This window comes from Microbacterium sp. NPDC060132, from assembly GCF_042729675.1.
Lineage (GTDB): Bacteria > Actinomycetota > Actinomycetes > Actinomycetales > Microbacteriaceae > Microbacterium > Microbacterium sufflavum.
In genome coordinates this window covers 2420540-2444427 of the sequence record NZ_JBHWXU010000001.1, presented here as the reverse complement: position 1 = coordinate 2444427, position 23888 = coordinate 2420540, and the positions used below count along the sequence as shown (strand labels likewise).

Annotated in this window: 22 protein-coding genes; 10 read left to right on the top strand and 12 right to left on the bottom strand. The window is 70.8% G+C overall.

From position 1 onward, the window contains the following. Window positions 1-12: 12 nt before the first annotated feature. Together ACFWCH_RS11815 and ACFWCH_RS11810 are read right to left on the bottom strand one after the other, a co-directional pair. Window positions 13-780 carry an SDR family NAD(P)-dependent oxidoreductase gene (locus ACFWCH_RS11815; protein WP_378803574.1) on the bottom strand — a complete coding sequence of 256 codons (768 nt, stop codon included), beginning with the start codon at window positions 778-780 and terminating at the stop codon, window positions 13-15. Next, window positions 773-997, bottom strand: coding sequence for an acyl carrier protein (locus ACFWCH_RS11810; RefSeq protein WP_136029893.1), 225 nt, complete (start codon window positions 995-997; stop codon window positions 773-775). The genes ACFWCH_RS11815 and ACFWCH_RS11810 overlap by 8 nt, the downstream gene beginning before the upstream one ends. Before the next feature lie 66 nt (window positions 998-1063). Between ACFWCH_RS11810 and ACFWCH_RS11805 the strand changes: the two genes are divergently transcribed. After that, complete coding sequence (locus tag ACFWCH_RS11805) at window positions 1064-1969, top strand: LpxD N-terminal domain-containing protein (RefSeq protein ID WP_136046075.1); 906 nt, start codon at window positions 1064-1066, stop codon at window positions 1967-1969. Between the two features lie 40 nt (window positions 1970-2009). On the opposite strand, the gene ACFWCH_RS11800 is transcribed toward ACFWCH_RS11805, so the two are convergent. Continuing rightward, window positions 2010-2684 carry a GCN5 family acetyltransferase gene (locus ACFWCH_RS11800; RefSeq protein ID WP_136029897.1) on the bottom strand — a complete coding sequence of 225 codons (675 nt, stop codon included), beginning with the start codon at window positions 2682-2684 and terminating at the stop codon, window positions 2010-2012. Window positions 2685-2832: 148 nt separating this feature from the next. Here ACFWCH_RS11800 and ACFWCH_RS11795 point away from each other — a divergent pair, with 148 nt between their 5' ends. The 4 genes from ACFWCH_RS11795 to ACFWCH_RS11780 are packed head-to-tail and all read left to right on the top strand — an operon-like array spanning window position 2833 to window position 7642. Next, window positions 2833-4068: a hypothetical protein gene (locus tag ACFWCH_RS11795; protein ID WP_247638598.1), complete on the top strand. Its 1236-nt coding sequence runs from the start codon at window positions 2833-2835 to the stop codon at window positions 4066-4068. After that, window positions 4052-5227, top strand: a complete 1176-nt coding sequence (locus tag ACFWCH_RS11790; protein ID WP_247638597.1) for a hypothetical protein — start codon at window positions 4052-4054, stop codon at window positions 5225-5227. The genes ACFWCH_RS11795 and ACFWCH_RS11790 overlap by 17 nt, the downstream gene beginning before the upstream one ends. Next, entirely contained in the window at window positions 5224-6420 is a 1197-nt protein-coding gene (locus ACFWCH_RS11785; RefSeq protein ID WP_168442798.1) for a glycosyltransferase, read from the top strand. The genes ACFWCH_RS11790 and ACFWCH_RS11785 overlap by 4 nt, the downstream gene beginning before the upstream one ends. 1 nt (window position 6421) lies before the next feature. Then, the gene (locus ACFWCH_RS11780) at window positions 6422-7642 is read left to right on the top strand and encodes a hypothetical protein (protein WP_378803573.1); all 1221 of its coding nucleotides are present in this window, start codon (window positions 6422-6424) and stop codon (window positions 7640-7642) included. Here the strand turns inward: ACFWCH_RS11780 and ACFWCH_RS11775 are convergent. Then, entirely contained in the window at window positions 7634-8782 is a 1149-nt protein-coding gene (locus ACFWCH_RS11775) for an acyltransferase (protein WP_136029907.1), read from the bottom strand. The genes ACFWCH_RS11780 and ACFWCH_RS11775 overlap by 9 nt on opposite strands. 98 nt (window positions 8783-8880) lie before the next feature. Between ACFWCH_RS11775 and ACFWCH_RS11770 the strand changes: the two genes are divergently transcribed. The 3 genes from ACFWCH_RS11770 to ACFWCH_RS11760 are packed head-to-tail and all read left to right on the top strand — an operon-like array spanning window position 8881 to window position 12129. Beyond that, window positions 8881-9936 carry a glycosyltransferase family 2 protein gene (locus ACFWCH_RS11770; protein WP_136046079.1) on the top strand — a complete coding sequence of 352 codons (1056 nt, stop codon included), beginning with the start codon at window positions 8881-8883 and terminating at the stop codon, window positions 9934-9936. Window positions 9937-9961: 25 nt separating this feature from the next. After that, window positions 9962-11047 carry a glycosyltransferase gene (locus ACFWCH_RS11765; RefSeq protein WP_136029911.1) on the top strand — a complete coding sequence of 362 codons (1086 nt, stop codon included), beginning with the start codon at window positions 9962-9964 and terminating at the stop codon, window positions 11045-11047. After that, the gene (locus ACFWCH_RS11760; protein ID WP_136029913.1) at window positions 11044-12129 is read left to right on the top strand and encodes a glycosyltransferase; all 1086 of its coding nucleotides are present in this window, start codon (window positions 11044-11046) and stop codon (window positions 12127-12129) included. The genes ACFWCH_RS11765 and ACFWCH_RS11760 overlap by 4 nt, the downstream gene beginning before the upstream one ends. A gap of 22 nt (window positions 12130-12151) precedes the next feature. Here ACFWCH_RS11760 and ACFWCH_RS11755 read toward each other — a convergent pair whose 3' ends face one another. From ACFWCH_RS11755 to ACFWCH_RS11740, 4 genes are read right to left on the bottom strand one after another with little or no spacing between them, the layout of a single operon-like run. After that, a complete protein-coding gene (locus ACFWCH_RS11755; RefSeq protein WP_136029914.1) occupies window positions 12152-13954 on the bottom strand; it encodes an ABC transporter ATP-binding protein in 1803 nt (600 codons plus the stop codon). Between the two features lie 10 nt (window positions 13955-13964). Further along, complete coding sequence (locus ACFWCH_RS11750; RefSeq protein WP_136029915.1) at window positions 13965-14954, bottom strand: Gfo/Idh/MocA family protein; 990 nt, start codon at window positions 14952-14954, stop codon at window positions 13965-13967. Next, window positions 14954-16051, bottom strand: coding sequence for a DegT/DnrJ/EryC1/StrS aminotransferase family protein (locus ACFWCH_RS11745; protein ID WP_136029917.1), 1098 nt, complete (start codon window positions 16049-16051; stop codon window positions 14954-14956). Before ACFWCH_RS11745 ends, ACFWCH_RS11750 begins: the two co-directional genes overlap by 1 nt. Beyond that, a complete protein-coding gene (locus tag ACFWCH_RS11740) occupies window positions 16048-16659 on the bottom strand; it encodes an acyltransferase (RefSeq protein WP_136029919.1) in 612 nt (203 codons plus the stop codon). Before ACFWCH_RS11740 ends, ACFWCH_RS11745 begins: the two co-directional genes overlap by 4 nt. Before the next feature lie 80 nt (window positions 16660-16739). Between ACFWCH_RS11740 and ACFWCH_RS11735 the strand changes: the two genes are divergently transcribed. After that, window positions 16740-17426, top strand: a complete 687-nt coding sequence (locus tag ACFWCH_RS11735) for a glycosyltransferase family 2 protein (RefSeq protein WP_136029921.1) — start codon at window positions 16740-16742, stop codon at window positions 17424-17426. A 5-nt stretch (window positions 17427-17431) separates the two neighbouring features. Next, window positions 17432-17812, top strand: a complete 381-nt coding sequence (locus tag ACFWCH_RS11730) for a DUF2304 domain-containing protein (RefSeq protein WP_136029923.1) — start codon at window positions 17432-17434, stop codon at window positions 17810-17812. Here ACFWCH_RS11730 and ACFWCH_RS11725 read toward each other — a convergent pair. The 4 genes from ACFWCH_RS11725 to ACFWCH_RS11710 form a co-directional block, all read right to left on the bottom strand. Beyond that, complete coding sequence (locus ACFWCH_RS11725) at window positions 17809-19764, bottom strand: DUF6541 family protein (protein WP_378803572.1); 1956 nt, start codon at window positions 19762-19764, stop codon at window positions 17809-17811. The genes ACFWCH_RS11730 and ACFWCH_RS11725 overlap by 4 nt on opposite strands. Continuing rightward, the gene (locus ACFWCH_RS11720) at window positions 19761-20498 is read right to left on the bottom strand and encodes an ABC transporter ATP-binding protein (protein WP_136029927.1); all 738 of its coding nucleotides are present in this window, start codon (window positions 20496-20498) and stop codon (window positions 19761-19763) included. Before ACFWCH_RS11720 ends, ACFWCH_RS11725 begins: the two co-directional genes overlap by 4 nt. Next, complete coding sequence (locus tag ACFWCH_RS11715; protein WP_136029929.1) at window positions 20495-21409, bottom strand: ABC transporter permease; 915 nt, start codon at window positions 21407-21409, stop codon at window positions 20495-20497. The genes ACFWCH_RS11720 and ACFWCH_RS11715 overlap by 4 nt, the downstream gene beginning before the upstream one ends. A 75-nt stretch (window positions 21410-21484) precedes the next feature. Then, window positions 21485-23830 carry a VCBS repeat-containing protein gene (locus ACFWCH_RS11710; protein WP_206251497.1) on the bottom strand — a complete coding sequence of 782 codons (2346 nt, stop codon included), beginning with the start codon at window positions 23828-23830 and terminating at the stop codon, window positions 21485-21487. Window positions 23831-23888 lie beyond the last annotated feature (58 nt).

Sequence of the window (23888 nt, the reverse complement as noted above, 5' to 3'; positions counted from 1 at the left end):
GGCCGGGAGCGGTCACCTCGCGGTGTACCCGCCGTCCACCACCATCACCGAACCGGTGACCCAGCGCGAGACCGGGGAGAGCAGATACAGCGCCGCCCCCGCCACGTCTTCCACGGTGCCGAGGCCGAGCGGGTGCGCCGCCTCGATCTCGTCCCAGGCCGCGGCACCCACCGAGGCGCGCAGCCGTTCGGTCAGCGCGGTCTCGACGATCCCGGCGGCGATGCTGTTGACGCGCACACCCTCCCGCGCCAGCTCGAGCGCGAGCGATTTGCCGAGGGACGCCACGGCGGCCTTGCTCGCGGCGTACGCGCTCACTCCGGCTTCCCCGACCAGGCCGACCGCCGACGACAGCAGGACGATGCTCGACGACTCGGCGCGCACCTTGGGGTGACGGAACGCCTTCGCGAGCATCAGCGCGCTCGTGACGTTGATGTCGAACACGGCCGAGGTCTGATCGGCCGTCGCGATCCGCAGCGGAGCGGTCACGTGGACGCCCGCCGCGTGCACCAGGCCGTCGAGCGGTCCGAGCTCCGCGGCGATCCCGCGCAGCAGCGCCGCGACGCCCGCGTGGTCGGTCAGGTCGAACGGCGCCAGCAGGTGCCCCTCGCCCGCGAGCAGGTCGCGGCTCTCCTCCAGCTCGGCCTCGCGGCGTCCGATCAGCGCGACCCGGGCGCCGTGACGCGAGAGGTGGATCGCGGTCTGCCGACCGATGCCCGAGGTTGCGCCCGTGACGACGACCGCGCGGCCGTCGAGGTGCAGGTAGTCGGAGGTCTCAGGCACCGGCACGGGTGAGTGCGTGCAGGTCGGAGACGGTCTTCGCGTTCGCGAGCTCGTCCGCATCGATCGTCACGCCGATCGCCTCGTCGACCTCCGCGATGAAGCTGATGTTCGCGAGCGAGTCCCAGCCCACCGCGTCCAGCTCATCGGTCAGTGCGACCTCGTCCACCTCGACCTCGAGGATCTCCGCCACCAGCTCCAGAAGCGCCTTCTCATCCATGCGTCGATCATATCGGCCGCCCCTCGCACCGCCGGGGCGCCCCGCCGTTCGCAGTAGGGTCGGAGCATGAACGCGCCCCACGTCACCGCCTCCGCCCTCGCCCAGCAGCTGTCGGGCGAACTCGTCGGCACGGATCGCTCCGTCACGGGTCTCGCCCCGCTCGGCGAGGCCGGCGAGGGAGACCTGACGTTCGTGGTCGATCCGGTCGCGGCGGCGGCCGCTGCCGCGAAGGCGCTGGAGGCCGGAGCCGTGCTCCTCGCCCCCGCCACCCTCCCCGACGACGCCCGCTCGGGGACGGCGGTGCTGGTGGAGAACCCGCGCGCCGCCTTCGCCCTGGCCGTCGCCGAGCACTTCGCCCGCAAGCCCGTTCCCGGGATCGCACCGACCGCTCGCGTCGACCCGACCGCCGAGGTGCACCCCGGCGCCCACATCGGGGAGTACACCGTCGTCCGTGCCGGCGCCGTGATCGCCGACGGCGCCGAGATCCGCGATCACGTGGTGATCGGGCACGACGTCCGCATCGGGGCGCACGCTCTCATCAAGAGCCACGCCGTGATCGGCGAGGAGGGCTTCGGCATGGAGCGCGACGCCGACGGCGACAACATCCGCATCCCGCACCTCGGCTCGGTCGTCATCGAGGACCACGTCGAGGTCGGCAACTTCACCACGGTCTGCTCCGGCACCATCGCCCCGACGCGCGTCGGCGATCACACCAAGATCGACGACCATGTGCACGTGGCCCACAACTGCCGAATCGGCCGCAACGTGATCATCACGGCCTGCGCGGAGATCTCCGGCAGCGTCGTGATCGAGGACGACGCCTGGATCGGCCCCAACGCCTCCGTCATCCAGGGCGTCACGCTCGGCCGCAACTCCCTGCTCGGCATCGGTGCGGTCGCGGTGAAGTCGGTGCCCGACGACGAGATCCGCATCGGCAACCCCGCCCGTCGGCTCGGCGACAACAAGCGCTGAGCCGGGGCGGCCGGCTGCGGACTCCGTCGTTCCGGCCGGATCAGTAGTTCTCGGCCGGAACCTTCTCGAACCACCAGAACGGGTGGGTGAGCACCTGCACCACGGGCACCTTGCCGACCCACTCGGCGAAGTGGCCCTCACGCCAGTTGCCGCTGCTGTCGCTCAGGTACTTCATGTTCGGCATCATGAACCGCGGCTCGTAGGCGTGGTAGCGCACCGTGTCGGACCAGCGGTCGAGGAGCTCCGCCGCGAACTCGAATCCGCCCAGTCGCGCCGGCTCGTGCAGGCTGAACCCGCCGACCGGTCGGCCGACCGCCGTCTCGAAGACCGTGCGCTGACGCTCGGCCCACTCGAAGTTGTCACCGCCGAGCACCTCGCCGATGCCGCCCTCGAGGTGCAGCTGGACCTCGTGACCCAGCTCCTCCATCTCGCGGATCATCATGAGCGACGGCAGACTCATCAGGCTGTAGCCGCGGGCGTGCACGCGCAGGAAGATGCTCGACGAGCACCCGGCCTCCGCGTCGACCCGCGCGACGCGCATGGCCTGCTCGATGCTGTTGTCGATGTCGTGCCGGAGGATGAGGTGCTTCTCCTGCGGGGCATCGAGGTACTTGTCGAAGCTCGTGACGGCGTACCCGTCGTCGAGATAGGCGTGAAGCGTCTCCGCATAGTCCTTGAGCGAGAAGCCCTTCTTGCCCGGCTCTGACGAGGCCATCGATCCCACCGTTCCATTCGGTCCCGGTCCACCGGAACGGGACCGCGGCAACCCCGCCCATGATAGTCGCCCGCCGTCGGACCGCCGTTGCGCCCCCTCGGTATACTGACGGGATGAGTTCCTGTCCCCCGGAGAATGCACGCACGACGTGAACCGGAACAGACTCCCCCGGTGGGTCAACGCCACGATCGACCGCATCGCCGACTCCCCCACCAGCCCCCTCGGGCGGATCGCCGCCCGCCGCTACGGGAAGCCCGTCCCCGGAGCCGTCGGCACGACCACGTTCGACGACCGACCCGTCCGCGTCCTCATCGCGCCGGTCAACTACTCCGGCCAGGCGTTCGCGTGGAGCAGGGCCCTGGAGCGCCGCTCGCCGCGCATCTCGGCGCGCACCATGGCCATCGAGGTCCCCGGCGGCTTCGACTACCCGTCCGACCTGCTCGTGCCGATCCCGACCTACCACAACGACACCGCGTGGCAGCGTGACCAGTTCGCCGCGGCGACCGCGGCCACGCACGTGCTGATCGAGGCGGAGGAGCCACCCTTCGGTCGCCTCCTCGGTCGCTCGGTGGCCGCGCAGGCGGCAGCGCTCGGCACGCGCGGCGTGGACGTGGCCTACCTCGCCCACGGCACCGACGTGCGGCTGCCGTCGCGGCACATGCGCGACCACCCGTGGTCGCACTACGCCGACCCCGAGGTCTACGCCGCGCGGGACGAGGTGGTCGCTGCGCGCAACATCGCACTCCTGGAGAGCAGCGGACGCCCCGTGTTCGTCTCCACCCCCGACCTGCGCGAAGACCTCCCCACCGCACGGTGGCTCCCGGTGGCCGTCGACGTCGCCCGCTGGGAGCGACCGCGCACGGCGCGCACGCCCGGCGCGCGTCTCCGGGTCGCCCACGCCCCGTCGGTGTCCGTGATCAAGGGCACGCACCTCATCCGCGACACGCTCGAGCGGCTGCAGGCGGAGGGGGTCATCGAGCTCGATCTGATCCAGGGCGTGCCGACCGCGCAGATGCCCGACCGCTTCGCCGCGGCCGACGTGGTGATCGATCAGCTGCGCATCGGCTCCTACGGCGTGGCGGCGTGCGAGGCCCTCGCGTCCGGCTGCGTCGTCGTCGGGCACCTGAGCGAGCGGGTGCGCGCGACCGTCCGTGAGGAGACCGGGCTGGAGCCGCCCATCGTCGAGGCCACGCCCGACACGATCGAGGGCGTCCTGCGCGAGCTCGCCGCACACGACGGCCTCGACGCCCTCCGCGCCACCGGCGACACGTTCGTCCGCGCCGTCCACGACGGCCGTCGCTCCGCCGCCGTGCTCGACGAAGCCTGGCTGCATGCCACCGCCCCTGATCCGCACGAGGAGGACACCGATGCATCCCCGCGTTGAAGCCGCCTGGAAGCTCGTCCCGAAGCCGGTGCAGGACGCGATCGCGTCGACCGTCGACCGGGCGAAGGGCGTGACCCCGCCCCCGCCGCCGCTGCCCGACCTCTCCCGTCCGATCCGGATGCTGGTGGGACCGGTGAACTACGCCGGCCAGGGGTACCGGTGGTCGCGCGCGGCCGAGTCGACGGGTGAGGTGTCCGCGGTCAACTACGTGCACGCGGGCAACAACCTCCTGCAGTACCCCGCCGACTACACCGTGACCTGGCGCACCGCGGAGCACTCCCGCGCATGGCAGCGCTCGATGCTCGATGCGATCGCGACGAACTACACGCACGTGCTCATCGAGGCGTGCTTCCCCATCCTCGGCGGGATGTTCTCCGGCGACCTGCGCCGTCAGACCGCACTGCTGCAGGAGCGCGGTGTGCGCGTGGGCATCGTCGGACACGGCACCGACGTGCGACTGCCGTCGACCCACCTGGAGTCGACGCCGTGGTCGCTGTTCGTCGACAGCGAGGACTGGGTGCCCTTCGACCTCGCGGAGAAGGCCGTGGCCGACAACCTCGCGGCGATCGCCGACCTCGACGTGCCCACGTTCGTCTCGACCGCCGGCCTGCTCGTCGACCTTCCCCGCGCGCACTTCCTCGGCGTGGTGATCGACCAGGAGCAGTGGATCAACGACGAGCCGCTCCTGGAGCGCGAGCGCATCCGCGTCATCCACGCGCCCACCAACGCGCACGTCAAGGGCACGCCGCTCATCGTCCCCGTAGCGCAGAAGCTGCACGACGAGGGGCTCATCGAGTTCATCCAGCTGGACCGCGTCCCCAACCACGAGATGCCGGCCGTGGTCGCGTCCGCCGACGTCGTGCTCGACCAGTTCCGGGTCGGCGACTACGGTGTCGCGGCGTGCGAGAGCATGACCGCCGGGCGGGTGGTGCTGGCCCACGTCACGGAGCAGGCCCGGCGCGAGGTGGAGGGGCACGCGGGCATGACCCTGCCGATCCCGGAGACCACCCCGGACACACTCGAACACATGCTGCGCGACATCGCCGTGCGACGGGACCACTACCGCGCGATCGCCGCGACCGGGAGGGAGTTCGTCCGACGCGTGCACAACGGCGACTTCTCCCGCGCGCAGCTGATGACGCACTTCCTCTCCGCATGAGCATGAGCATGCGCCTCGCGATCGTCTCGCGCATCTACCGCCCCGAGCCCTCGGCCGCGTCGTCGTTCCTCGGCGCCGTCGCCGACGAGGCGGTCGCCCGCGGGCACCGCGTCACCGTGCTCACCGTGCGTCCGCCGCACGGCCTCGACGAGGGGACACCCGTCGAAGACGTGCGCATGGCCCCGGTGCTGCGCGACCGCAGCGGCTACGTGCGCGGCTACCTCCCGTACGCCAGCTTCGACGTGCCGCTGTTCTTCCGACTCCTGTTCCTGCGGCGCCCCGACGTGGTGTTCATGGAGCCGCCGCCCACCACGGGGTTCGTGGTGCGGCTCGTGTGCGCGCTGCGGCGCATCCCCTACGTGTACGACGCCGCCGACGTCTGGTCCGATGCCGCGGAGCAGGTGACCTCGTCGCGCCTGGTGATCCGCGTGCTGCGCGCGACCGAGCGTTTCGCGATGCGGGGAGCGCGGCGCATCGTCACGATCTCCCAGGGCGTGCTCGACCGGATCGCCGCGCTCGGCGTGGACCGACCGGCCGTCGTGACCGGGTTCGGGGCGGACACCGGTGCCTTCCTCCCCCCGGCCGACGCCGAGGCGGAGGCGCCGACCGAACCCGTGTTCCTGTACGCCGGCACCTACTCGCACTGGCACGGCGCCGACATCGCCGTCGACGGGTTCGCCGCGTTCAGCCGCAGCACCCCCGGGTACACCCTGCGCTTCATCGGCAACGGCAGCGAGCGCGCCTTCCTGGAGCAGCGGGCCCGCGAGCTCGGGGTCGCCGACTCCGTGGAGTTCGTCGAGACCATGCCCAGCAGCGAGCTGGTCCCGCATCTGCACCGCGCCGTCGCGACCATCGCCACCCAGCGCCCCGGCACCGGCTACGAGTACGCGTTCGCCACGAAGGCGTACTCGTCGATGGCCGCCGGATGCCCCGTCATCTTCGCCGGTCCGCCGAACGGACCCACCGGCGCCTACCTCGACCAGGCGAACCTGGAGGTGCGCGGCGGCATCGTCAGCGGCTACGCCGCCGAGTCGGTCGCGGTGGCCATGGCCGCCCTCGCGGCCCGCCCGCTGAGCGCGGCGGAGCGGCGGAGCGTCGCCGACTGGACGGCGGAACGGCACTCGATGGCCGCGGTCGCCGGCCGCGTCGTCGACGTGATCGAGTCGGTCGGCCAGACGAGGGACGGACGCTGAAATGCGCGCGCGGCTGAACGCGATCGCCGGCTGGATCATCCGGCACCGCTCCCGACTGCCCCGCTGGGTCAACCGCGCCCTCGACTCGGCGGCGCGCGACCCGGACGGCCTGATCGGTCGGCTGGCGCATCGCGCGCTCGGCGGCGGCGACGCCCCGGTGGCCGACGTGCCGGATGCCGGGGTGCGGGTCTTCATCGGCCCGACGAACTACTCGGGCCAGGGGTATCGCTGGGCGCGCGCCCTGGAGCAGGCGGACCCGGAGATCGCCGCCCGCAACATGGAGGAGGTCTTGCCCGGCGGGCTCTCCTTCCCCGCGGACGTCCCGGTCCCGATCTCCTCCACCTCGTCCACCGAGTGGCAGCAGTCGGAGTGGGAGGCCGTCAGCCGGTTCTCGCACGTGCTGATCGAGGCGGAGCGCCCGCTGTTCGGCCGCCTGTTCGACCGGCAGGTCCGCGCGGAGGTCGCGGCGCTGGAGGAGGCGGGGGTGTCCGTCGCGTACCTGTGCCACGGCACCGACATCCGCAGCCCCCGCGACCATGCGCTGCGCACCCCGTGGTCGCCGTACCCCGACGATCCGCGCACCGCCGTGCTGCAGGCCGATGCGGACGCCAACCTCGCACTGCTGACGGAGCTGCGTCGCCCGACGTTCGTGTCCACACCCGACCTGCTGCACGATGTTCCGTGGGCGACGTGGTGTCCCGTGGTCGTCGACACCGCGCGGTTCCGGGCGCGGCGCCCCGCCATGGACCGCGACCGGGTGCGGGTGATCCACTCCTCCACCTCCGTCGTGCAGAAGGGCAGTCACCTGATCGAGCCCGCCCTCGCCTCCCTCATCGCGAGCGGTGACATCGAGTACGAGCTCGTGACCGGCGTCGCCGCCGACCGGATGCCCGAGGTGCTGAGCGACGCCGACATCGTGCTCGACCAGTTCCGCGCCGGCTCCTACGGAGTCGCGGCCTGCGAGGCCATGGCGACGGGTCGCGTGGTGGTCGGACACGTGCTGCCCGACGTACGCCGCGCCATCGAGGCGGAGGTGGGACTGCCGCTGCCGATCGTCGAGGCCACGCCGGACACCCTCGGCGAGGTGGTCGCCCGACTGATCTCCGACCGTGAGGCAGCGGCCGCCGCGGCCGCGGCGGGGCCGGTGTTCGTCGAGGCCGTGCACTCCGGGCGCCGGAGCGCCGCGGTCCTGCTCGACGGCTGGATCCGCGCCTCAGGCTGACGCGACCGCCTCTCGCGTGCGGCGGCGCGCGTCCCGGTCGTCCTTCCAGCGGCGCATGCGCTTCTCCAGCGTGCGCTCGACGAACGTGTGGAGGGCCCATGCGGCCACCAGGTCGACCACGAACAGGGCGGCGAACCAGAGCAGGTTGCTCCACGACGCGGGCTGGTAGCCGAAGACGCGCAGCGCCACGTAGATGAACGTCGCGTGCACGAGGTAGAAGGCGAAGGACCACTCACCCAGCCGCACCTGCCACTTCGACGCGAACCACAGCCGTCCGCCGCGCAGTGCATGCACGGCGAGCGAGACGATCGCGATGCCGCACGCGACCGTGAACAGCTCGTTGAGCATGCCACTGATCGCCGGGGTCACGCTCCAGGTCGGGATGAACCGCCCGGAAGCGTAGTGCGCCAGAATCACCGCCACGGGAGCGGCGACGCCGATGAGCGGGTGGATGCGCGGTCGCCAGCCGGAGCGGATCGCCCACGCGAGCGCCATGCCCAGCACGAACTCCGGAAGCCGCTGCACGGGCACCGGGAGCGCGGCGAGTCCGAGGTCCGGGGCGAACAGGACCACCGCGCGGTACACGAACGCGTAGGCGACGACACCGACCGCCAGCAGCAGCGCCCCGCGCTTGGCCATCGGCACCAGGACCCGGGAGATCCACGGGTGCAGCGCATAGAAGAAGGCCTCGCAGGTGAGCGTCCACGCGGCCGGGTTGCCGGAGAAGAGGATGGCGGGGTTGGACCACCAGGCCTGGATCACGACGACCGACAGCAGGAGGATGCCGAGGTCGAACGGCTTCAGAAAGCTCCCCTCCGGAACCGGCGCCAACGTGTAGAACACGGGGATCGCGATCAGGAGCGCCACCATGTGCGATGGCCAGATGCGTGCGAAGCGACGCCAGTAGAACGTCGAGGTGGGCACGTTCGGCCGCGCCGACCACGTGAGCACGAAACCGGAGAGCACGAAGAAGAACGTCACGCCGAGATAGCCGTTCAGCAGCACCGACTGCACCGAACCCGGCAGAGGTGCGAACACATTCATGTGGTACAGGAAGACCGCGAACGCTGCCCACCAGCGCAGCCCGGTGAGCGAGTCCAGCCGCTGCGTGGGCTGAGCGAGGGTGGAGGCGGAGTGCACGCGACGAGACTCTCTGATCGAGGACAGGGCTCCGGAAAGGATACAGTGCCGACCCCCGCGCCCCGTCCGTCCGCAACGCCCGCGATAGGATCGACGACATGCCGTCGCCCGACGTGGACGTGGTCATCCCCGTGCACACGCCCGCTCGTCCCATCCGCCGCGCGGTCTCCTCCGTGCTCGACACGACCGCCGCCGTGCGGGTCACCGTGGTCGCGCACAACACCGATCCCGAGGCGATCTCCGCCAACCTCGGCGACCTGGGCACGCGGCCCGAGGTGCGCGTCGTGTCCCTGCAGGACGGCATCCCCTCCCCCGCCGGGCCGATGAACCACGGCATCGCGCTGGCCGAGGCGCCGTACTTCTCGGTCATGGGCTCGGACGACGAGCTGGAGCCGGGGGCACTCGACTCCTGGCTCGCGGTCGCCCGCTCGACCGGCGCGACCACCGTCATCCCGCGCGTGCGCGTGGACGAGGCGGCAGAGCCGACACCGCCGCGACGTCGCGGACGGGTGCGGGAGCTCGACGTCGATAAGGACCGCCTCAGCTACCGCTGCATGCCGCTCGGCCTCATCGACCGGACGCGCTTCCCCGACCTGCGCTTCACCCCGGGCCTCGAGTCCGGCGAGGACCTCGAGTTCACCGCGGAGCTGTGGTTCACCGGCGCGCACATCGCCTACGACCGTACGGGCCCGGCGTACGTCGGCCACGACGATGCGGTCGACCGTGTGACCCGCACCGTCCGACCCCTGTCGGCCGACTTCGCGTTCCTCGACATCGTCGCCGCCAAGCCCTGGTACCGGGCTGCCTCGCGCTCGGCGCGCCGGGGGTTCGGCGTGAAGAACCTCCGCGTGCACCTCATGGATGCCGTCGCCTCCCGGCTGGACGCCCCGGGCGGGATCGCCGCCTACCGCGCCGAGCTGCTCGACACCGCCGCGGCGATCGAGCGGATGTCCCCTGGCGCGACCGCGCTGCTGTGCCGCGCGGACCGGAAGGTGCTCCGCGAGCTCGAGACGAGCGCGCCGTCGGCCGACCGGATCCGCGCCCTCCTCTCGGCCCGCTGGGGCGGCGGGCTCGATGCGCGGCTCACGGCGAACCCGTTCCTCGCCCTGCACCGGCACGCCCCGTACCGGACCCTGCGCGACATGATGGCGTAGGCCTCCGCGGTAGCATCGATCCGGTATGGAATCCCCACTTGTCGACGTCACGATCGCCGTCCACTCCGCCACCCGGCCCATCGCGCGCGCCGTCGCCTCGGTCATCGAAGGCACGACCGCTCCGGTGCGCGTGAACGTGGTGGCACACAACATCGACCAGGAGATCATCCGCACGAACCTCGGCACCTGGTCGGAACACCCGGCCGTCCGGCTGCTCTCCCTCCGCGACGGCATCCCGTCGCCCGCCGGCCCGATGAACCTCGGGATGGCGGCGGCGACGGCACGCTTCCACACCCTGCTCGGCTCCGACGACGAGTTCGCCCCTGGCGCGATCGACTCGTGGCTGGCGCTGCAGCGCGCGACGGATGCCGACGTCGTGATCGGTCGCATCCGCCTGGTGACCGGAGGCCCCGACCCGTACCCGCCCGTGCGCCGCGGACGCCGCACGACCGGCCTGAGCGCCGACCGCGACCGCCTGCACTACCGCAGCGCGCCCCTCGGCCTCATCGACCGCGAGCGCTTCGGCGACCTGCGCTTCACCGAGGGCCTCACGTCCGGCGAGGACCTGCCGTACACCTCCGAGCTGTGGATCACGGCGACGAGCATCGCCTACGACCTCTACGGTCCCCCGTACGTGGGCCACGACGACGCGGACGACCGCGTCACCTCCGCTCCGCGCGACGTGGCGGCCGACTTCGCGTTCCTCCGCGTGATCGAGGAGGCGGACTGGTTCGCGGCCGCCTCAACCGCCGACCGCCGCGCCCTGGCCGTCAAGCTGCTCCGCATCCACTTCTTCGACGCCGTGGCCGCGCGCCTGGAGACCCCGGGCATCGCCGCGGTCGCCGCCGAGCTCCTCGCCGTGGTCGACCGCGTCAGCGCCTGGGCCCCCGGAGTGCTGTCGGTGCTGTCGATCGCCGACCGCCGGGTCATGGACGAGCTGCGCCGCGGGGCGCCCGATCCCGAGCGCACTCGCGCGCTGCTCGGTCGTCGGTGGATCTATCTCTCCCCCGCCGCTCAGCTCCCCCGGAACCCATTCCTGGCGCTGCACCGGCACGCCCCCTTCCGCACGCTCGCCGCGGGCGCCCGATCGCAGCGGGTGGGGCAGCTGTGACCGCGTCGCCCCTGGTCGACGTCACGATCGCCGTCCACTCCGCCACCCGACCGATCCGTCGTGCGGTGGCCTCGGTGCTCGACGCCACCGCCGCTCCGGTGCGCGTGCTGGTGGTCGCGCACAACATCGACCCCGCCGTGATCCGCGGCAACCTCGGCGAGTACGCGGGGGACGAGCGCGTGGTCCTGCTCGAGCTGCAGGACGGCATCCGCTCGCCGGCCGGACCGATGAACCTCGGCTTCGCGTCGTCCACCGCCCCGTTCATCGCGCTGCTCGGCTCCGACGACGAGTTCGCGCCCGGCGCGCTGGACTCCTGGCTGCGCATCCAGCGCGAGACCGGGGCGAGCGCGGTGATCCCGAAGATCACGCTCGTCGGGCGCCACAACAACCCGCTTCCTCCCGTGCGGAACGGACGTCGATCGCGGCGGCTCGACGCCGCGAAGGACCGCCTCTCCTACCGCAGCGCGCCGCTCGGCCTCATCGACCGCGAACGGTTCGGCCATCTGCGCTTCACCGAGGGCCTGTCGTCCGGAGAGGACATCGCCCTGACCGGAGAGCTGTGGTTCCGCGGGCGCGACCTCGCCGTCGACATCGACGGTCCCGCGTACGTCGGGCACGAGGACGAGGGCGACCGCGTCACGTTCACGGCACGCCCGGTGCGCGAGGACTTCGCCTTCCTCGACGGCCTCGAAGCCGCGCCCTGGTTCCGCGCCCTCGGCCGCCGCGCCCGCACCGCAGCGGTCGTCAAGCTGCTGCGCATCCAGTTCCTCAGCGCGATCGGCGTCCGTGCGACGACGACGCCGGAGCTGGTCACGCACCAGGCCGAGCTGCGGGAGACCCTGGACCGACTCGTGGCCCTGGCGCCCGGGGCCCTGCGGCTGCTGTCGCGGGTCGACCATCGCATCATCGACGAGACCTTCTCGGCGGCGCCCGACGTGGAGCGGATCCGCATCCTCGCGAACGACCGCTGGAACCAGCGGTCACTGGGGGCGCTGCTCACGCCCAACCCGCTGTTCTCCCTGCACCCGCAGGCGATGGCGCGGCTGTTCTACGCCGCGAACCGCACCGACCGGATCGTCTGACCGACCCGGTCGGGCGGCGGAGTCACGCCCGGCGCTCGAGCTCTCCGGAGAGTCCGGCCAGCAGCACCTGCTCGGCGAACGCGGGCAGCGAGGAGGCGACCTCCACGAAGGTGCCCTGCGCGGCGATCACGCCCTCGTCCATGTAGCAGATCCGGTCGTAGTCCTTGATGGTCGACAGGCGGTGCGCCACCGAGATCAGCGTGACCTCGCCCTGCAGCGACCGGATCGCCTTGGTGACCTCGTCCTCGGTCTTCGTGTCGAGAGAGCTCGTGGCCTCGTCGAGCACCAGCACCAGCGGATCGGTGTACAGCGCGCGGGCGATGCCCAGACGCTGCTGCTGACCGCCGGACAGGGACACGCCCCGCTCGCCGATGCGCTCGTCGATGCCGTTCGCCCGCGACGCGACGAGCGAGCTGAGCTGCGCGCGTTCCAGGGCGTACTCCACGCGGTCCCGGTCGATCTCATCCGTCCAGGTCAGGGCGACGTTCTGCGCGATCGAGGCGTCGAACAGCGCCACCCGCTGCGGCACGTAGCCGACGCGCCCGCGCCACTGACGGAGCACGCTCGAGAGCGGGTGCCCGTCGATCTCGATGTCGCCGGTCGTGGCCTGGCTGAGGCCGAGGAGCAGGTCGATCAGCGTCGACTTGCCGGCTCCGGACGGCCCGACGATGCCCAGCGAGCTGCCGAGGGGGATGTCGAGCGAGAGCCCGCGGATGACGTCCTCGTCGGCTCCCGGGTACCGGAAGTGCACGTCCGACAGGCTGAGCAGCCGAGGGTTCTCCGCCAGCTCCGCGGTGTCGGCGGGCGTCTGCGACACCTCCATGTCCTTCTCCGCGGCGGTGAGGTCACCGATGACGTCCTGTGCCGAGGGGATGCTCGCGACACCCTGCACGATGCCGCCCTGGATGCCGCTGATCGCCGGGATCAGGCGGAAGCCGGTCGCGGTGAACAGTGCGACGGACGACAACGCGGCCGCCAGACCGCCCTGCCAGTACGAGACGCCGCCGATGATCACGACGCCGCCGATGAGGGCGGACTCGAACGCGAACGACGGGACGACACCGAGGAACGACGCGTTCGCCCTGGCGCGGACCGAGTGGTGGCGGCTGTCCGTCACCAGCTGTGCGACGTCGGCGAGCCGGTTGCGGAGGCTGAGCTCCTTCAGCGCTTCCATCATCTCGGTCATCAGGATCGCGACGCGGTAGCTGTAGTTGCGGTTGACGGTGGCGGCCTCCAGCGAGCGCTTCGTCACCACCTGGTGCACGATGAGCGCCACGAGGATCAGGTACACCATGGCGATGAGCGCGGTGATCGGGTCGACCACCAGCAGCACGACGATGATCAGCACGAACGTGAAGATCGAGCTCGGGACGCGCATGAGCGGCAGCAGGAAGCCCGACATCGTGTTCGCGATGCCGCCGTCCGCGATGCGCGTGATCTCGGCGACCGTGCGCTTCGAGCGCTCCTCCCAGCTGGAGTTGATGTACGCCTTGAACATCCGGTCGCCGATCTCGAGCTCGTAGCGCGCGAACCGGCGCGTCGCGAACCAGTGCAGCGTGACCGAGAGCACCGACTTCAGGATGATGAGCGCGCAGGCGCCGAGCACCAGAAGCGGCGTCATGTCGGGTGAGACCTCGCCGATCAGCGGGAGCCGCAGCGCCCCGCCGGTCAGTGCCGGGCCGATGATCACGGCCAGCAGCGACATCGCCACCACGTCGAGTGCGGTGATGAGCGTCGTGGCGATCATGTACCCGACGAAGTACCGCTGCGCGCCGGTCGGCAGCAGCGGGAGGAGATCCTTGAGGACCGGCCAAATGCGTTTCATGTTCTCGCGTTCAGAGGGCGACGGATGCGCCGTTGGCGGCGGAGGAGAGAGCGCCCTCGACGACCTCGAGCGTGCGCAGGCCCTGCTCCATCGTGACGACGTCGTTCGGCTTGCCGAGGACGGCGTCGCGGAAGGCTTCGTGCTCGACCCGCAGCGGCTCGCGCTTGGCGAAGGAGAACCGGGTGATGTCGCCCTCGGACACGCCGCGGAACGCGAGCATCGACTCCCACTCGAGCGGGATGGTGCCGTTGGCGTAGAACGTCAGGTCGCCGGTCGCGGTGTCGGCGATGAAGGTGCCGCGGTCGCCGGTGACGACCGTGATGCGCTCCTTCATGGGCGAGAGCCAGTTGACGAGGTGGTTGACGATCACGCCGTTGGCCAGCCGGCCGGTGACCGTGATCATGTCCTCGTAGTCGCGTCCGCTCTTGTGCGCGGTCTGCGCGAACACCGTGGTGTACTCGCTCTGCGCGACCCAGCTCGTGAGGTCGATGTCGTGGGACGCGAGGTCCTTCGCCACGCCCACGTCGGCGATGCGGGCGGGGAACGTGCTCTGGCGGCGGGTCGCGATCTGGTACACGTCACCGAGCTCCCCCGCCTCCAGGCGGCGTCGCATCTCCTGCAGCGCGGGGTTGAAGCGCTCGACGTGGCCGACGGCTCCGACCAGGCCCCGGGCGGCGAAGGCGTCCGTCATCCGGCGCCCCGCCTCGAGCGAGTGCGCGATCGGCTTCTCGACGAGGGTGTGCACCCCGGCGTCGGCCAGCTTGAGCGCCGCGTCCTCGTGGAACGCGGTCGGCACGGCGACCACGGCGATGTCGATACCGGCGGCGATGAGCGCCTCGATGTCGGGGAGGATCTCGAGCTCGCCCGCGACCTTGTGCGGGTCACCGCCCGGGTCGGCGATCGCGACCAGGTCGATGCCCTCCACGTCACGCAGCACGCGGGCGTGGTTGCGGCCCATCATCCCGACGCCGAGCAGTCCGGCGCGCAGATTCGCCGCCATCAGGCGCCTGCCCCCGCGACGGCGTTCACCGCGGTGACGATGCGCTCGAGGTCGTCCTGACTGAGCGACGGGTGCACCGGCAGCGAGGCGACCTCGCGGGCGGCACGCTCGGTCTCGGGGAGGTCGAGGCCCGGGGCGAAGCGCGTGAGCGAGGGCAGCCGGTGGTTCGGGATCGGGTAGTACACGCCGGCGCCGACGTTGTGCTCGTTCTTGAGCGCCGCCACGAAGCCGTCGCGGTCCTCCGGCACCCGGACCGTGTACTGGTGGTACACGTGCACGGCACCGTCGGCGACCGGGGGCACGACCACGCCGCGCAGGTTCGCGTCCAGGAAGGCCGCGTTCTGCTGACGGGTCTTCGTCCAGGCGTCGACCTTGTGCAGCTGCACCCGGCCGATCGCGGCGTGGATGTCGGTCATGCGGGCGTTGAAGCCGATGATCTCGTTCTCGTACTGCCGCTCCATGCCCTGGTTGCGCAGGAGCTTGACCTGACGGGCGATCTCGTCCGTGGCCGTGGTGACCATGCCGCCTTCGCCGCTGGTCATGTTCTTGGTCGGGTAGAGGCTGAACATCGCGAAGTCGCCGAACGAGCCGACCGGGCGGCCGTCGAGCGAGGCGCCGTGCGCCTGCGCGGCGTCCTCGTACAGGGCCACGCCGCGCTCGGCGGCCAGGGCCTCCAGCTCGCGCATGCGGGCGGGGTGACCGTACAGGTGCACCGGGAGGATGCCCTTGGTCTTGGGCGTGATTGCGGCCGCGACGGCTTCGGGGTCGAGCGTGAAGGTCTCCGGCTCGATGTCGACGAACACCGGGGTGCCGCCGGTGAGGGCCACGGAGTTGCCCGTCGCCGCGAACGTGAACGACGGCACGATGACCTCGTCGCCGGGGCCGACGCCCGCGGCGAGCAGACCCAGGTGCAGACCGGCGGTGCCGGAGTTCACGGCCACGGAGGGCCGCCCCGGCACGAAGTGCGCCGAGAACTCCTGCTCGAACGCGGCGACCTCGGGGCCCTGCGCGACCATGCCGCTGCGCAGCACCCGATCGACGGCCTCGCGCTCTTCGTCGCCGATGATCGGCTTGGCGGGGGGAATGAACTCGCTCACACGGTCTCCTTGGTCAGTGTTCCGTCTGTCTCGGTGTAGCGTCCGCCGGTCGCGGGGCACACCCAGGTCTTGTCGTCGTCGGCGCGCGTGAGGGGAACGCCCGCTTCGCCCACCCAGCCGATGCGGCGGGCCGGCACCCCGGCCACGAGCGCGTAGGAGGGGACGTCCTTCACCACGACGGCCCCGGCCGCCACCGTCGCCCAGGCGCCGATGGTCACGGGCGCGACGCAGGTCGCCCTGGCACCGATCGAGGCGCCACGCTCGATCGTGACGCCGACGGGCTCCCAGTCGTGCGCGCTCTTCTGCGTGCCGTCGGCGTTGATCGCCCGCGGGTACGTGTCGTTCGTGAGCACGACGGCCGGTCCGATGAACACGCCGTCGCCGAGTCGAGCGGGCTCGTACACGAGCGCGTAGTTCTGCACCTTGCAGTTGTCGCCCATGACGACACCGGTGCCGATGTAGGCGCCGCGGCCGACGATGCAGTTCTCGCCGAGCTGCGCGTCTTCCCTCACCTGGGCCAGATGCCAGATCGAGCTCCCTGCTCCGATCTTCGCCTCGGGGGACACATCGGCCGAATCGACGATCCGGACGTCGGTCGGTGAGGGCATGCGGGATTCTCCTCGCGGCTCGGGAAGGGGACTCGGTCATCCTATCTGCTCGCACAGGCGTTTCCTGAGAGGATAGGGGTGTGACCAACCCAGCCACTCCCGACCCGCATACCTGGGTTGTCGTACCGCTGTACAACGAAGCAAGCGTCATCGCCGGCGTCATCGCGGGGGTCCTCCCCCACTTCCCGAACATCGTGTGCATCGACGACGGCTCCACCGACGGCTCCCTGGAGGTGGCACGACGCGCCGGAGCCCACATCGTCGAGCACCCGATCAACCTCGGTCAGGGTGCGGCCCTGCAGACGGGCATCGAGTACGCCCTGTCCCAGCCGGGCTGCGAGTACATCGTGACCTTCGATGCCGACGGCCAGCACCGCATCGACGACGCGGTGGCGATGGTCGCCGCGGCGCGTGCCAGCGGCGCGGCGATCGTGTTCGGCTCGCGCTTCCTCGACGACCGGACGAACCCGGGCTGGATGAAGCGCGTGATCCTGAAGACCGCGGTGTGGGTGACCAACATGACCACGAGCGTCAAGCTCACCGACGCGCACAACGGCCTTCGCGTCATCCGCGCCGACGCCGCCGCGCGCCTGCAGCTCAAGCAGGACCGGATGGCGCACGCCACCGAGATCGTGCTGCAGCTCGGCGACACGGGGCTGCCGTGGATCGAGCACCCGGTGGAGCTCCTCTACACCGACTACTCCAAATCGAAGGGCCAATCGGTGCTCAACTCCGTCAACATCCTCGTCGACCTGATCGTGCGGTGAACGCCATGTGGATCCAGATCCTTCTCATCGCGGCCGTCATCGCCATCGGCGCCGTGTTCATGCGCCGGACCGGTGCGGACAGCCACCTGGCGATCCGCCGTCTCCTGTACGGCGGCTTCGTGCTCGTGGCGATCGTGTCGATCCTGTTCCCCCAGTGGCTCACCTGGGTCGCGAACCTCGTGGGCGTCGGGCGCGGCACCGACCTGCTGCTGTACGCGCTGGTGGTCATCTTCATGGTCTTCGTCTACACGCAGTCGAGGAAGAACGCCGCGCAGCAGCGCAGCCTCACCCTGCTCGCGCGCAAGCTCGCGCTCCTGCAGGCGTCGCAGGACCCGCAGGACGGCGCGCGTCGTGCCGCCCCGGACGACGGCCAGCCCGAGGATTAGCCGCAGGCGGTGATCCGCCAGAGGCTCGCGTCACCCTCCGAGGCGACCTCCTCGAATCCCGGCCGGTCCTCGAAGTCGGTCATGCCGGGCATGAGGTACTCGCCGGGACCGGTGCCGCCGATGCCGAAGTCGAGCACGTACTCCGGGTCGCCGTAGGCGGCGAGGGCCTCGCACACCGCGGGGTCCTCCGCAGCGTCACGCAGGTGCGCGGCGATCACGTCCCACGCGGCGGACTGCGGCGGCGCCCACGTGCGGGGGACGATGTCGCGCTCCCCGAGCACGTAGGCGAAGCCGGCTCCCGTGGAGGGGTTCGCGATGATCAGCGAATCCCGCGACACGAGGTCGGGAAGCTCGGTGAGCAGGCGGTACTCGTCGTCGGAGAGGTAGCTGTCGGCGTTCATCGCGTAGCGGGACTGCTCGTCCGTCTCGTCCGCGACGCGCAGTAGCACCACCGGGGAGAGCGCGACGTTGACGATCCCGACCACGGCGACGACCGCCAGCGAGACCAGCGCGACCGCGTCGCGACGCGCTCCCGTGAGCCTCGGGATCGCGGCGGACACCATCCGCACGATCATGGCGAGGCCGAAGGCGGCGAGGGGGACGACGACGATCGGCACCATCGCCGCGAGCCGGAAGGAGTCGCCGTACCAGGGACCGGTGAGGGCCCTCTTGATGAAGGGAAGGTCGGTGCCGACGCTCACGATGTAGAGCAGCGAGAACCCGGCCCATCCCACCGCCAGCCACCGCAGTCGCCGGTCGCGCACGGCGGCGATCAATCCGGCCAGCAGCAGCACGCTCATCCCCCACGCCGCGGGCAGCAGCGAGTGGCTGTTCACCAGCACGTCGGCGATCGCGCCGAACACGCCGCGGTACGACCGCCACAGCACCGGTCCGGCGAGGTAGGCCAGGACGAGCCACACGACGCCCACCGCGGCCCAGCCGACCACGATCACGCTCCACCGCAGCACAGGGCGCGCGCCGGGGCGGCGGATGCCGAGCAGCAGGCTCCCGGAGAACCACAGCATCACCAGCGCACCCCACGTGAGCACGGACGACGGCTGCGACAGCGTGGCCGCCGTCACCGCCAGGAGCGCGGCGACGCCCGGACCCGCAGCGGCCAGAAGGCGTTCACCGCGCCGTGCGCCCCGCCACGACCGCACCGCGACGATCGTGAGGGCGACCGCGGCGGGGACGACGGCGAGCGAGAGGGCGTAGGGGTACAGGACACCCCACTCGAACATGAGCTGCGGGAACGCCATCAGGCCCGCCGACAACCCGGCCGCCAGCGCCGTGACCAGTGCATCCCCGCGGCTGACGACGTGGGCGAGCAGCGACACGCTCAGCGGCCACACCACCGCGGCGATCACCAGCGCGACGATGTTGGCCGCGACCGGGATCGAGCCGATGTCCAGAGCCACCAGGGAGGTCATGGCGTGCCAGGCCGCGGGATAGAAGGTGGATCCGCCCAGCAGGCCGGAGAGGTCGAGCGACGAGACCGTGCCGGACTCGGCGGCCCAGCGCAGCGCGTTCAGGTGGAAGACGGCGTCGTTCGTCTGGGAGATCGCGGTCGGGGTGCCGACGTACGCCATCAATCGCGCCGCGTTGAGGCCGCCGCCGACGATGAGGCCGACGGCCAGGAGCGCGAGGTGCCGGGGCTGCCGCCGTGGCACGTCGGCCACGCTGCGACCGCGACGAAGCAGCAGCGACACCGCGAACACCACCGCCACGACGACCGCGACCGCGATGCCGACAGAAGCGAGACCCCAGTGCACCCCGAGGAACGGGAAGACGATGGCCAGCACCGCGAGCGTGCCGACCGAGAGGCTCGGGGCCGACGCCCAGAGCGTCAACCCGCGCAGACGGAGAGCGGCGCCCAGCAGAAGACCGGGGACGAAGAAGACGAGGAGCGTCAGGGCGATCAGCCCCGACTGCGCGACCCAGTCGCCGATCATTCGTCGACCAACGCGATCGCGCCCTCGATCTCGCCGTCGTACACGACCTCGCCCTTGTTGATCACCACGCCTCGGGTGCAGAGCTCACGCACCATCTCCATGTCGTGGCTCACGACGACGAGGGTCTTCTTCTGCGCGATCAGCTCGCCGAACTTCTGCCGGCACTTCTCCCGGAAGGGCGCGTCGCCGACCGACAGGATCTCGTCGACGAGCAGCACGTCCAGCTCGACGTGGATCGCCACGGAGAACGCGAGCCGCATGAACATGCCGGAGGAGTAGTGCTTGACCTCCTGGTCGATGAACTGCTCGATCTCGCTGAACGCGACGATCTCGTCGTAGCGCTCCTCGATCTCCTTGCGCTGCATGCCCAGGATCGCCGCGTTGAGGAACACGTTCTCGCGCCCGGACAGCTCGGGGTGGAAGCCGGCACCGACCTCGATGAGACCCGCGACCCTGCCGCGCGTGAGCACCTCGCCCGCGTCGGGTTCCATGACCCCCGAGATGAGCTTGAGGAGAGTGGACTTGCCCGAGCCGTTGAGCCCGAGGATCGCGACCGACTCCCCCTCGTTGATGACGAGGTCGAGCCCCTTGAGCGCCTCGAAGGTACTGGAGGTCTTGCGACGTCGGATCCAGGCGACCACGGTGTCCTTGAGCGACAGCGCGTGGTTCAGCGTGAAGTTCTTCCGCACACCGTCGACGACGATGCTCGGGCGGGGGGCGATGGCGGTACTCATAGGTCCTGCGCGAACCTTCCCTCGAGTCGGCGGAAGACGAGCTGCCCGATCAGCAGCGTGCCCAGGGCGATCAGGAACGTCCACAGCGTGTTCCAGCCGAGGCCGGGCGGCAGCGGCATGGTCGTCTCGGTGACCGGACGCCAGAAGGCGTAGTGGAACAGCTCGACGCCCTGCGTGATCGGGTTCAGCATGTAGAGCTCGAGGATCCAGTCCGGCCAGCCGAGCGTGCGGACGGCCTCCTGCACCATCGTCCACGCGTAGAGCACGGGCGAGGCCCAGGTCGCGAGCAGGAGCAGCAGTTCGACGATGTTCTCCGCGTCACGGAACCGCACGTTGATCGCGCCGAAGAACAGGCCGAGCCCCAGCGCGAACAGCGTGACGATGACGATGCCCGCCAGCGCGGCGAGCACCGAGAGCACGGTGATCCCGGGGATCCAGCCGAGGAAGAGGCACACGATCAGCAGCAGGGCCAGCTGCGGGAGGAAGTGGATGAACGCCACCAGCACGGCGGAGACGGCGAAGAGCTGCCGCGGCAGGAACACCTTCCGCACGAGCGGGGCGTTGTTCACGATCGACGTCGTCGCGTTCTTGAACGCCTCGGAGAAGAGGTTGATGACGACGATGCCCGAGAACAGGTAGACGGGGTAGCTCTCGATGTTCCTGTTCAGGCTGAGGAACAATCCGAGGACCACCCAGAACACCAGGAACTGCGCCCCGGGTCGCACGTACGACCAGGTCCAGCCGAGCACCGAGTTGCGGTAGCGGGTGGTGACGCCGGTCCGCACGAGCAGATACAGCAGATACCGCCAGCGCACCACATCGATCAGACCGCGACTCGTGCCGGGGGTGTCGAAGGAGGAACGCGGGACGACGGCGAAAAGATCTCGGGTATCTGTCACGGCCCCACTCATTCAGCTGCGGCGGCGGTCGCCGCGGCGCACTCCAGTATCCTATGGCACCCGTCCGGACGCCTTCACGGCACGCGCTCAGCCGAGGGCGGTGAGCGTGTTCCAGCCGTTCCCGATCACGCCGCTCGCGCCCCAGCCGCCACGGCCGTCACCGCGGAACAGGTAGAGGTTGCCGTTCGTGTGCCGCCCGAGGAGGTCGGAGGTGCCGTCGCCGTCGAAGTCGCCGGGGCTGAACAGGGCGTTGAAGCCGCCCCACCCGACACCGATCTGACGCGGCGTGCCCCAGCCGCCCGTGCCGTTGGTCGGGTACACCCACAGGCGCGCGTCGGTCGTGCGCATGATGAGGTCCGCCCGACCGTCGCCGTCGAAGTCGCCGCCGTTGACGGCCATGTCGAAGCCGCCCCAGCCGTAGCCGATCTGGATGGCCTGGCTCGCCCAGCCGCCCCTGCCGTCACCGCGGTAGTACACGAGGTGGCCGGCGGAGTTGCGCGCGATCATGTCGGTGTTGCGGTCGCCGTCGAAGTCGATGCCGCCCACGAGGAGCGTGTGGTTCTGCCAGCCGTTGCCGATCACGACGGGCTGCCCGTAGCCGCCCGCGACGCCGGGGATCAGCCAGAGCCGTCCGTCGGGAGTCACCCGGCCGAGGTCGCGGTACCCGTCGCCGTTGAAGTCGCCCATGGGGATCAGTCGGTCGCCCGCCGTCCACCCCGAGCCGATCTGCTGGGAGCCGCGCCAGGCACCGGCGCCGTTCCCGCGGTAGAGGTTGAGGTTCCCCTGTGCCGTGAGCCCGAGCACGTCGGGTCCGCCGTCACGGTCGACGTCGCCCACGCCCGATGGCATGGCCCGCGGCTTGGTGACGAGGTCGCCCGAACCGGTCAGCGCCGACAGGATCTGCCAGCCGTTGCCGATCTTGCCGCTCGACGTGATCGCTCCCCGTCCGTCGCCGGGGTACATGTAGAGGTCGCCGTTCGCGGTGCGCGCCGCCACGTCGTTGACGCCGTCGCCCGTGAAGTCGCCCGGCACGAAGATCGCGGTCATGCCACCCCAGCCCTGCCCGAGCTGACGGGAGCCGGTCCAGCCGCCGCCGCCGTCTCCGTAGTAGGCGAACAGTCGACCGGCGGCGTCCCTGCCGATGAGGTCGGGGTTGCCGTCGCCGTTGAGGTCGATGTTGCCGACGAGCATGTTCATGCCGGCCCACCCCCAGCCGACGCGGATCGCAGGCAGGAGGCCGCCCTTGTCGTTGCCGCGCCACAGCATGAGGTCGCCGTTCTTGGCGGTGGTGAGCACGTCGGGGATGCCGTCGCCGTCGAGGTCGCCCGCGGCGGTGGAGAGCACCACGCCGCTCCAGTCCAGGTTCAGCGACTGCGGTGCCGAGAAGCTGGCGCCGCTGCCGCGCATCACCGAGACGCCGTTGCCCTGGCGGATGATGAGGTCGCGCGTGCCGCTGCCGTCGAGATCGCCGACCACCATGGCCGCGCTGACCCCGGTCAGGCCGCTCGCGAGCTGCTTGCGGTTGCCCCACACGTTCTTCGCGAACGGGTATCCCCACAGCACGCCGGCACTGTCGACGCCGACCATGTACGACGAGGAGCTGACCGAGGCGAGCGAAGGCACCTGGGGCGCCTGGGTGGAGCCGAACCAGTCGGTGAAGTAGTTGTAGAAGTTGCGGTTGCCGTAGGCCGAGCAGGTGTCGCCGTCGCCGTATCCGGCGCGCAGCGCCGCGGCGTTCGGCTGGTACGGCGTGTAGTAGTAGAGGGCCGAGGTCGCCTTGTTGGCGATGTACACCGGCGAGGAGCCGCACGCGCGGTTCGGGTTGAAGAGGATGTTCCAGGTGCGGCCGGGCGCGTAGTACTGGAACCACTTGCCCTCCATGTAGATCTGCATCTGGCGGGCGGCGCCGTAGATCTGGTGGAAGAAGCCGACGTACTGCGGGTCGCAGGGCGCGTCGTCCGGGCAGCCCTGTCCGAGCGCGATGTCGTAGCGCCAGGCGCTGGGCCACGTGTGGTTGACCAGGCTCTGCTCCTTCTGGAGCATCACGATGAGCACCTGCGGGTTGATCCCGCACGACTGCGCTGCACGGTAGATGATGCGCGCGGCACTCTCGTTCGCGGCGCCGGTGTATCCGTCGCAGTACTGGTCGGCGGCCCGAGTGACCGTGGTCATCTTGAAGTCCTTGATGCACACGATGGGACGACCGTCCTCGTCGGTGCCGCCGAGGCACCGCGAGACGCGCGCGTTGAAGAAGGCCTGGATCTGCGCCTCCGTCATCGTGTCCTTGTTGGTGAAGACGGCGTCGCTGATGATGTTGCCGGGCGTGAAGCCGGCGAGCGTGCTCTTCGCGATCCCCGACGCCGCGGGGGCGCCGACCGCGCGGGCGACGGGCGCGGAAGCGGAAGCGGCGGCCGTCGCGGCGGTGGCCGGCATGACGGTGCCGACGAGGAGGGCGGAGACGGCGAGGAAACAGGTGAGGAGTCGGGAGGTC

What these genes read in the sequence shown, in the direction of transcription:
- ACFWCH_RS11810 (WP_136029893.1), bottom strand. Translation starts at nt 997, where the DNA reads ATGGATGAGAAGGCGCTTCTGGAGCTGGTGGCGGAGATCCTCGAGGTC.
- ACFWCH_RS11805 (WP_136046075.1), top strand. Translation starts at nt 1,064, where the DNA reads ATGAACGCGCCCCACGTCACCGCCTCCGCCCTCGCCCAGCAGCTGTCG.
- ACFWCH_RS11800 (WP_136029897.1), bottom strand. Translation starts at nt 2,684, where the DNA reads ATGGCCTCGTCAGAGCCGGGCAAGAAGGGCTTCTCGCTCAAGGACTAT.
- ACFWCH_RS11790 (WP_247638597.1), top strand. Translation starts at nt 4,052, where the DNA reads ATGCATCCCCGCGTTGAAGCCGCCTGGAAGCTCGTCCCGAAGCCGGTG.
- ACFWCH_RS11785 (WP_168442798.1), top strand. Translation starts at nt 5,224, where the DNA reads ATGAGCATGAGCATGCGCCTCGCGATCGTCTCGCGCATCTACCGCCCC.
- ACFWCH_RS11780 (WP_378803573.1), top strand. Translation starts at nt 6,422, where the DNA reads ATGCGCGCGCGGCTGAACGCGATCGCCGGCTGGATCATCCGGCACCGC.
- ACFWCH_RS11770 (WP_136046079.1), top strand. Translation starts at nt 8,881, where the DNA reads ATGCCGTCGCCCGACGTGGACGTGGTCATCCCCGTGCACACGCCCGCT.
- ACFWCH_RS11765 (WP_136029911.1), top strand. Translation starts at nt 9,962, where the DNA reads ATGGAATCCCCACTTGTCGACGTCACGATCGCCGTCCACTCCGCCACC.
- ACFWCH_RS11755 (WP_136029914.1), bottom strand. Translation starts at nt 13,954, where the DNA reads ATGAAACGCATTTGGCCGGTCCTCAAGGATCTCCTCCCGCTGCTGCCG.
- ACFWCH_RS11750 (WP_136029915.1), bottom strand. Translation starts at nt 14,954, where the DNA reads ATGGCGGCGAATCTGCGCGCCGGACTGCTCGGCGTCGGGATGATGGGC.
- ACFWCH_RS11740 (WP_136029919.1), bottom strand. Translation starts at nt 16,659, where the DNA reads ATGCCCTCACCGACCGACGTCCGGATCGTCGATTCGGCCGATGTGTCC.
- ACFWCH_RS11730 (WP_136029923.1), top strand. Translation starts at nt 17,432, where the DNA reads ATGTGGATCCAGATCCTTCTCATCGCGGCCGTCATCGCCATCGGCGCC.
- ACFWCH_RS11725 (WP_378803572.1), bottom strand. Translation starts at nt 19,764, where the DNA reads ATGATCGGCGACTGGGTCGCGCAGTCGGGGCTGATCGCCCTGACGCTC.
- ACFWCH_RS11720 (WP_136029927.1), bottom strand. Translation starts at nt 20,498, where the DNA reads ATGAGTACCGCCATCGCCCCCCGCCCGAGCATCGTCGTCGACGGTGTG.
- ACFWCH_RS11715 (WP_136029929.1), bottom strand. Translation starts at nt 21,409, where the DNA reads ATGAGTGGGGCCGTGACAGATACCCGAGATCTTTTCGCCGTCGTCCCG.
- ACFWCH_RS11710 (WP_206251497.1), bottom strand. Translation starts at nt 23,830, where the DNA reads ATGCCGGCCACCGCCGCGACGGCCGCCGCTTCCGCTTCCGCGCCCGTC.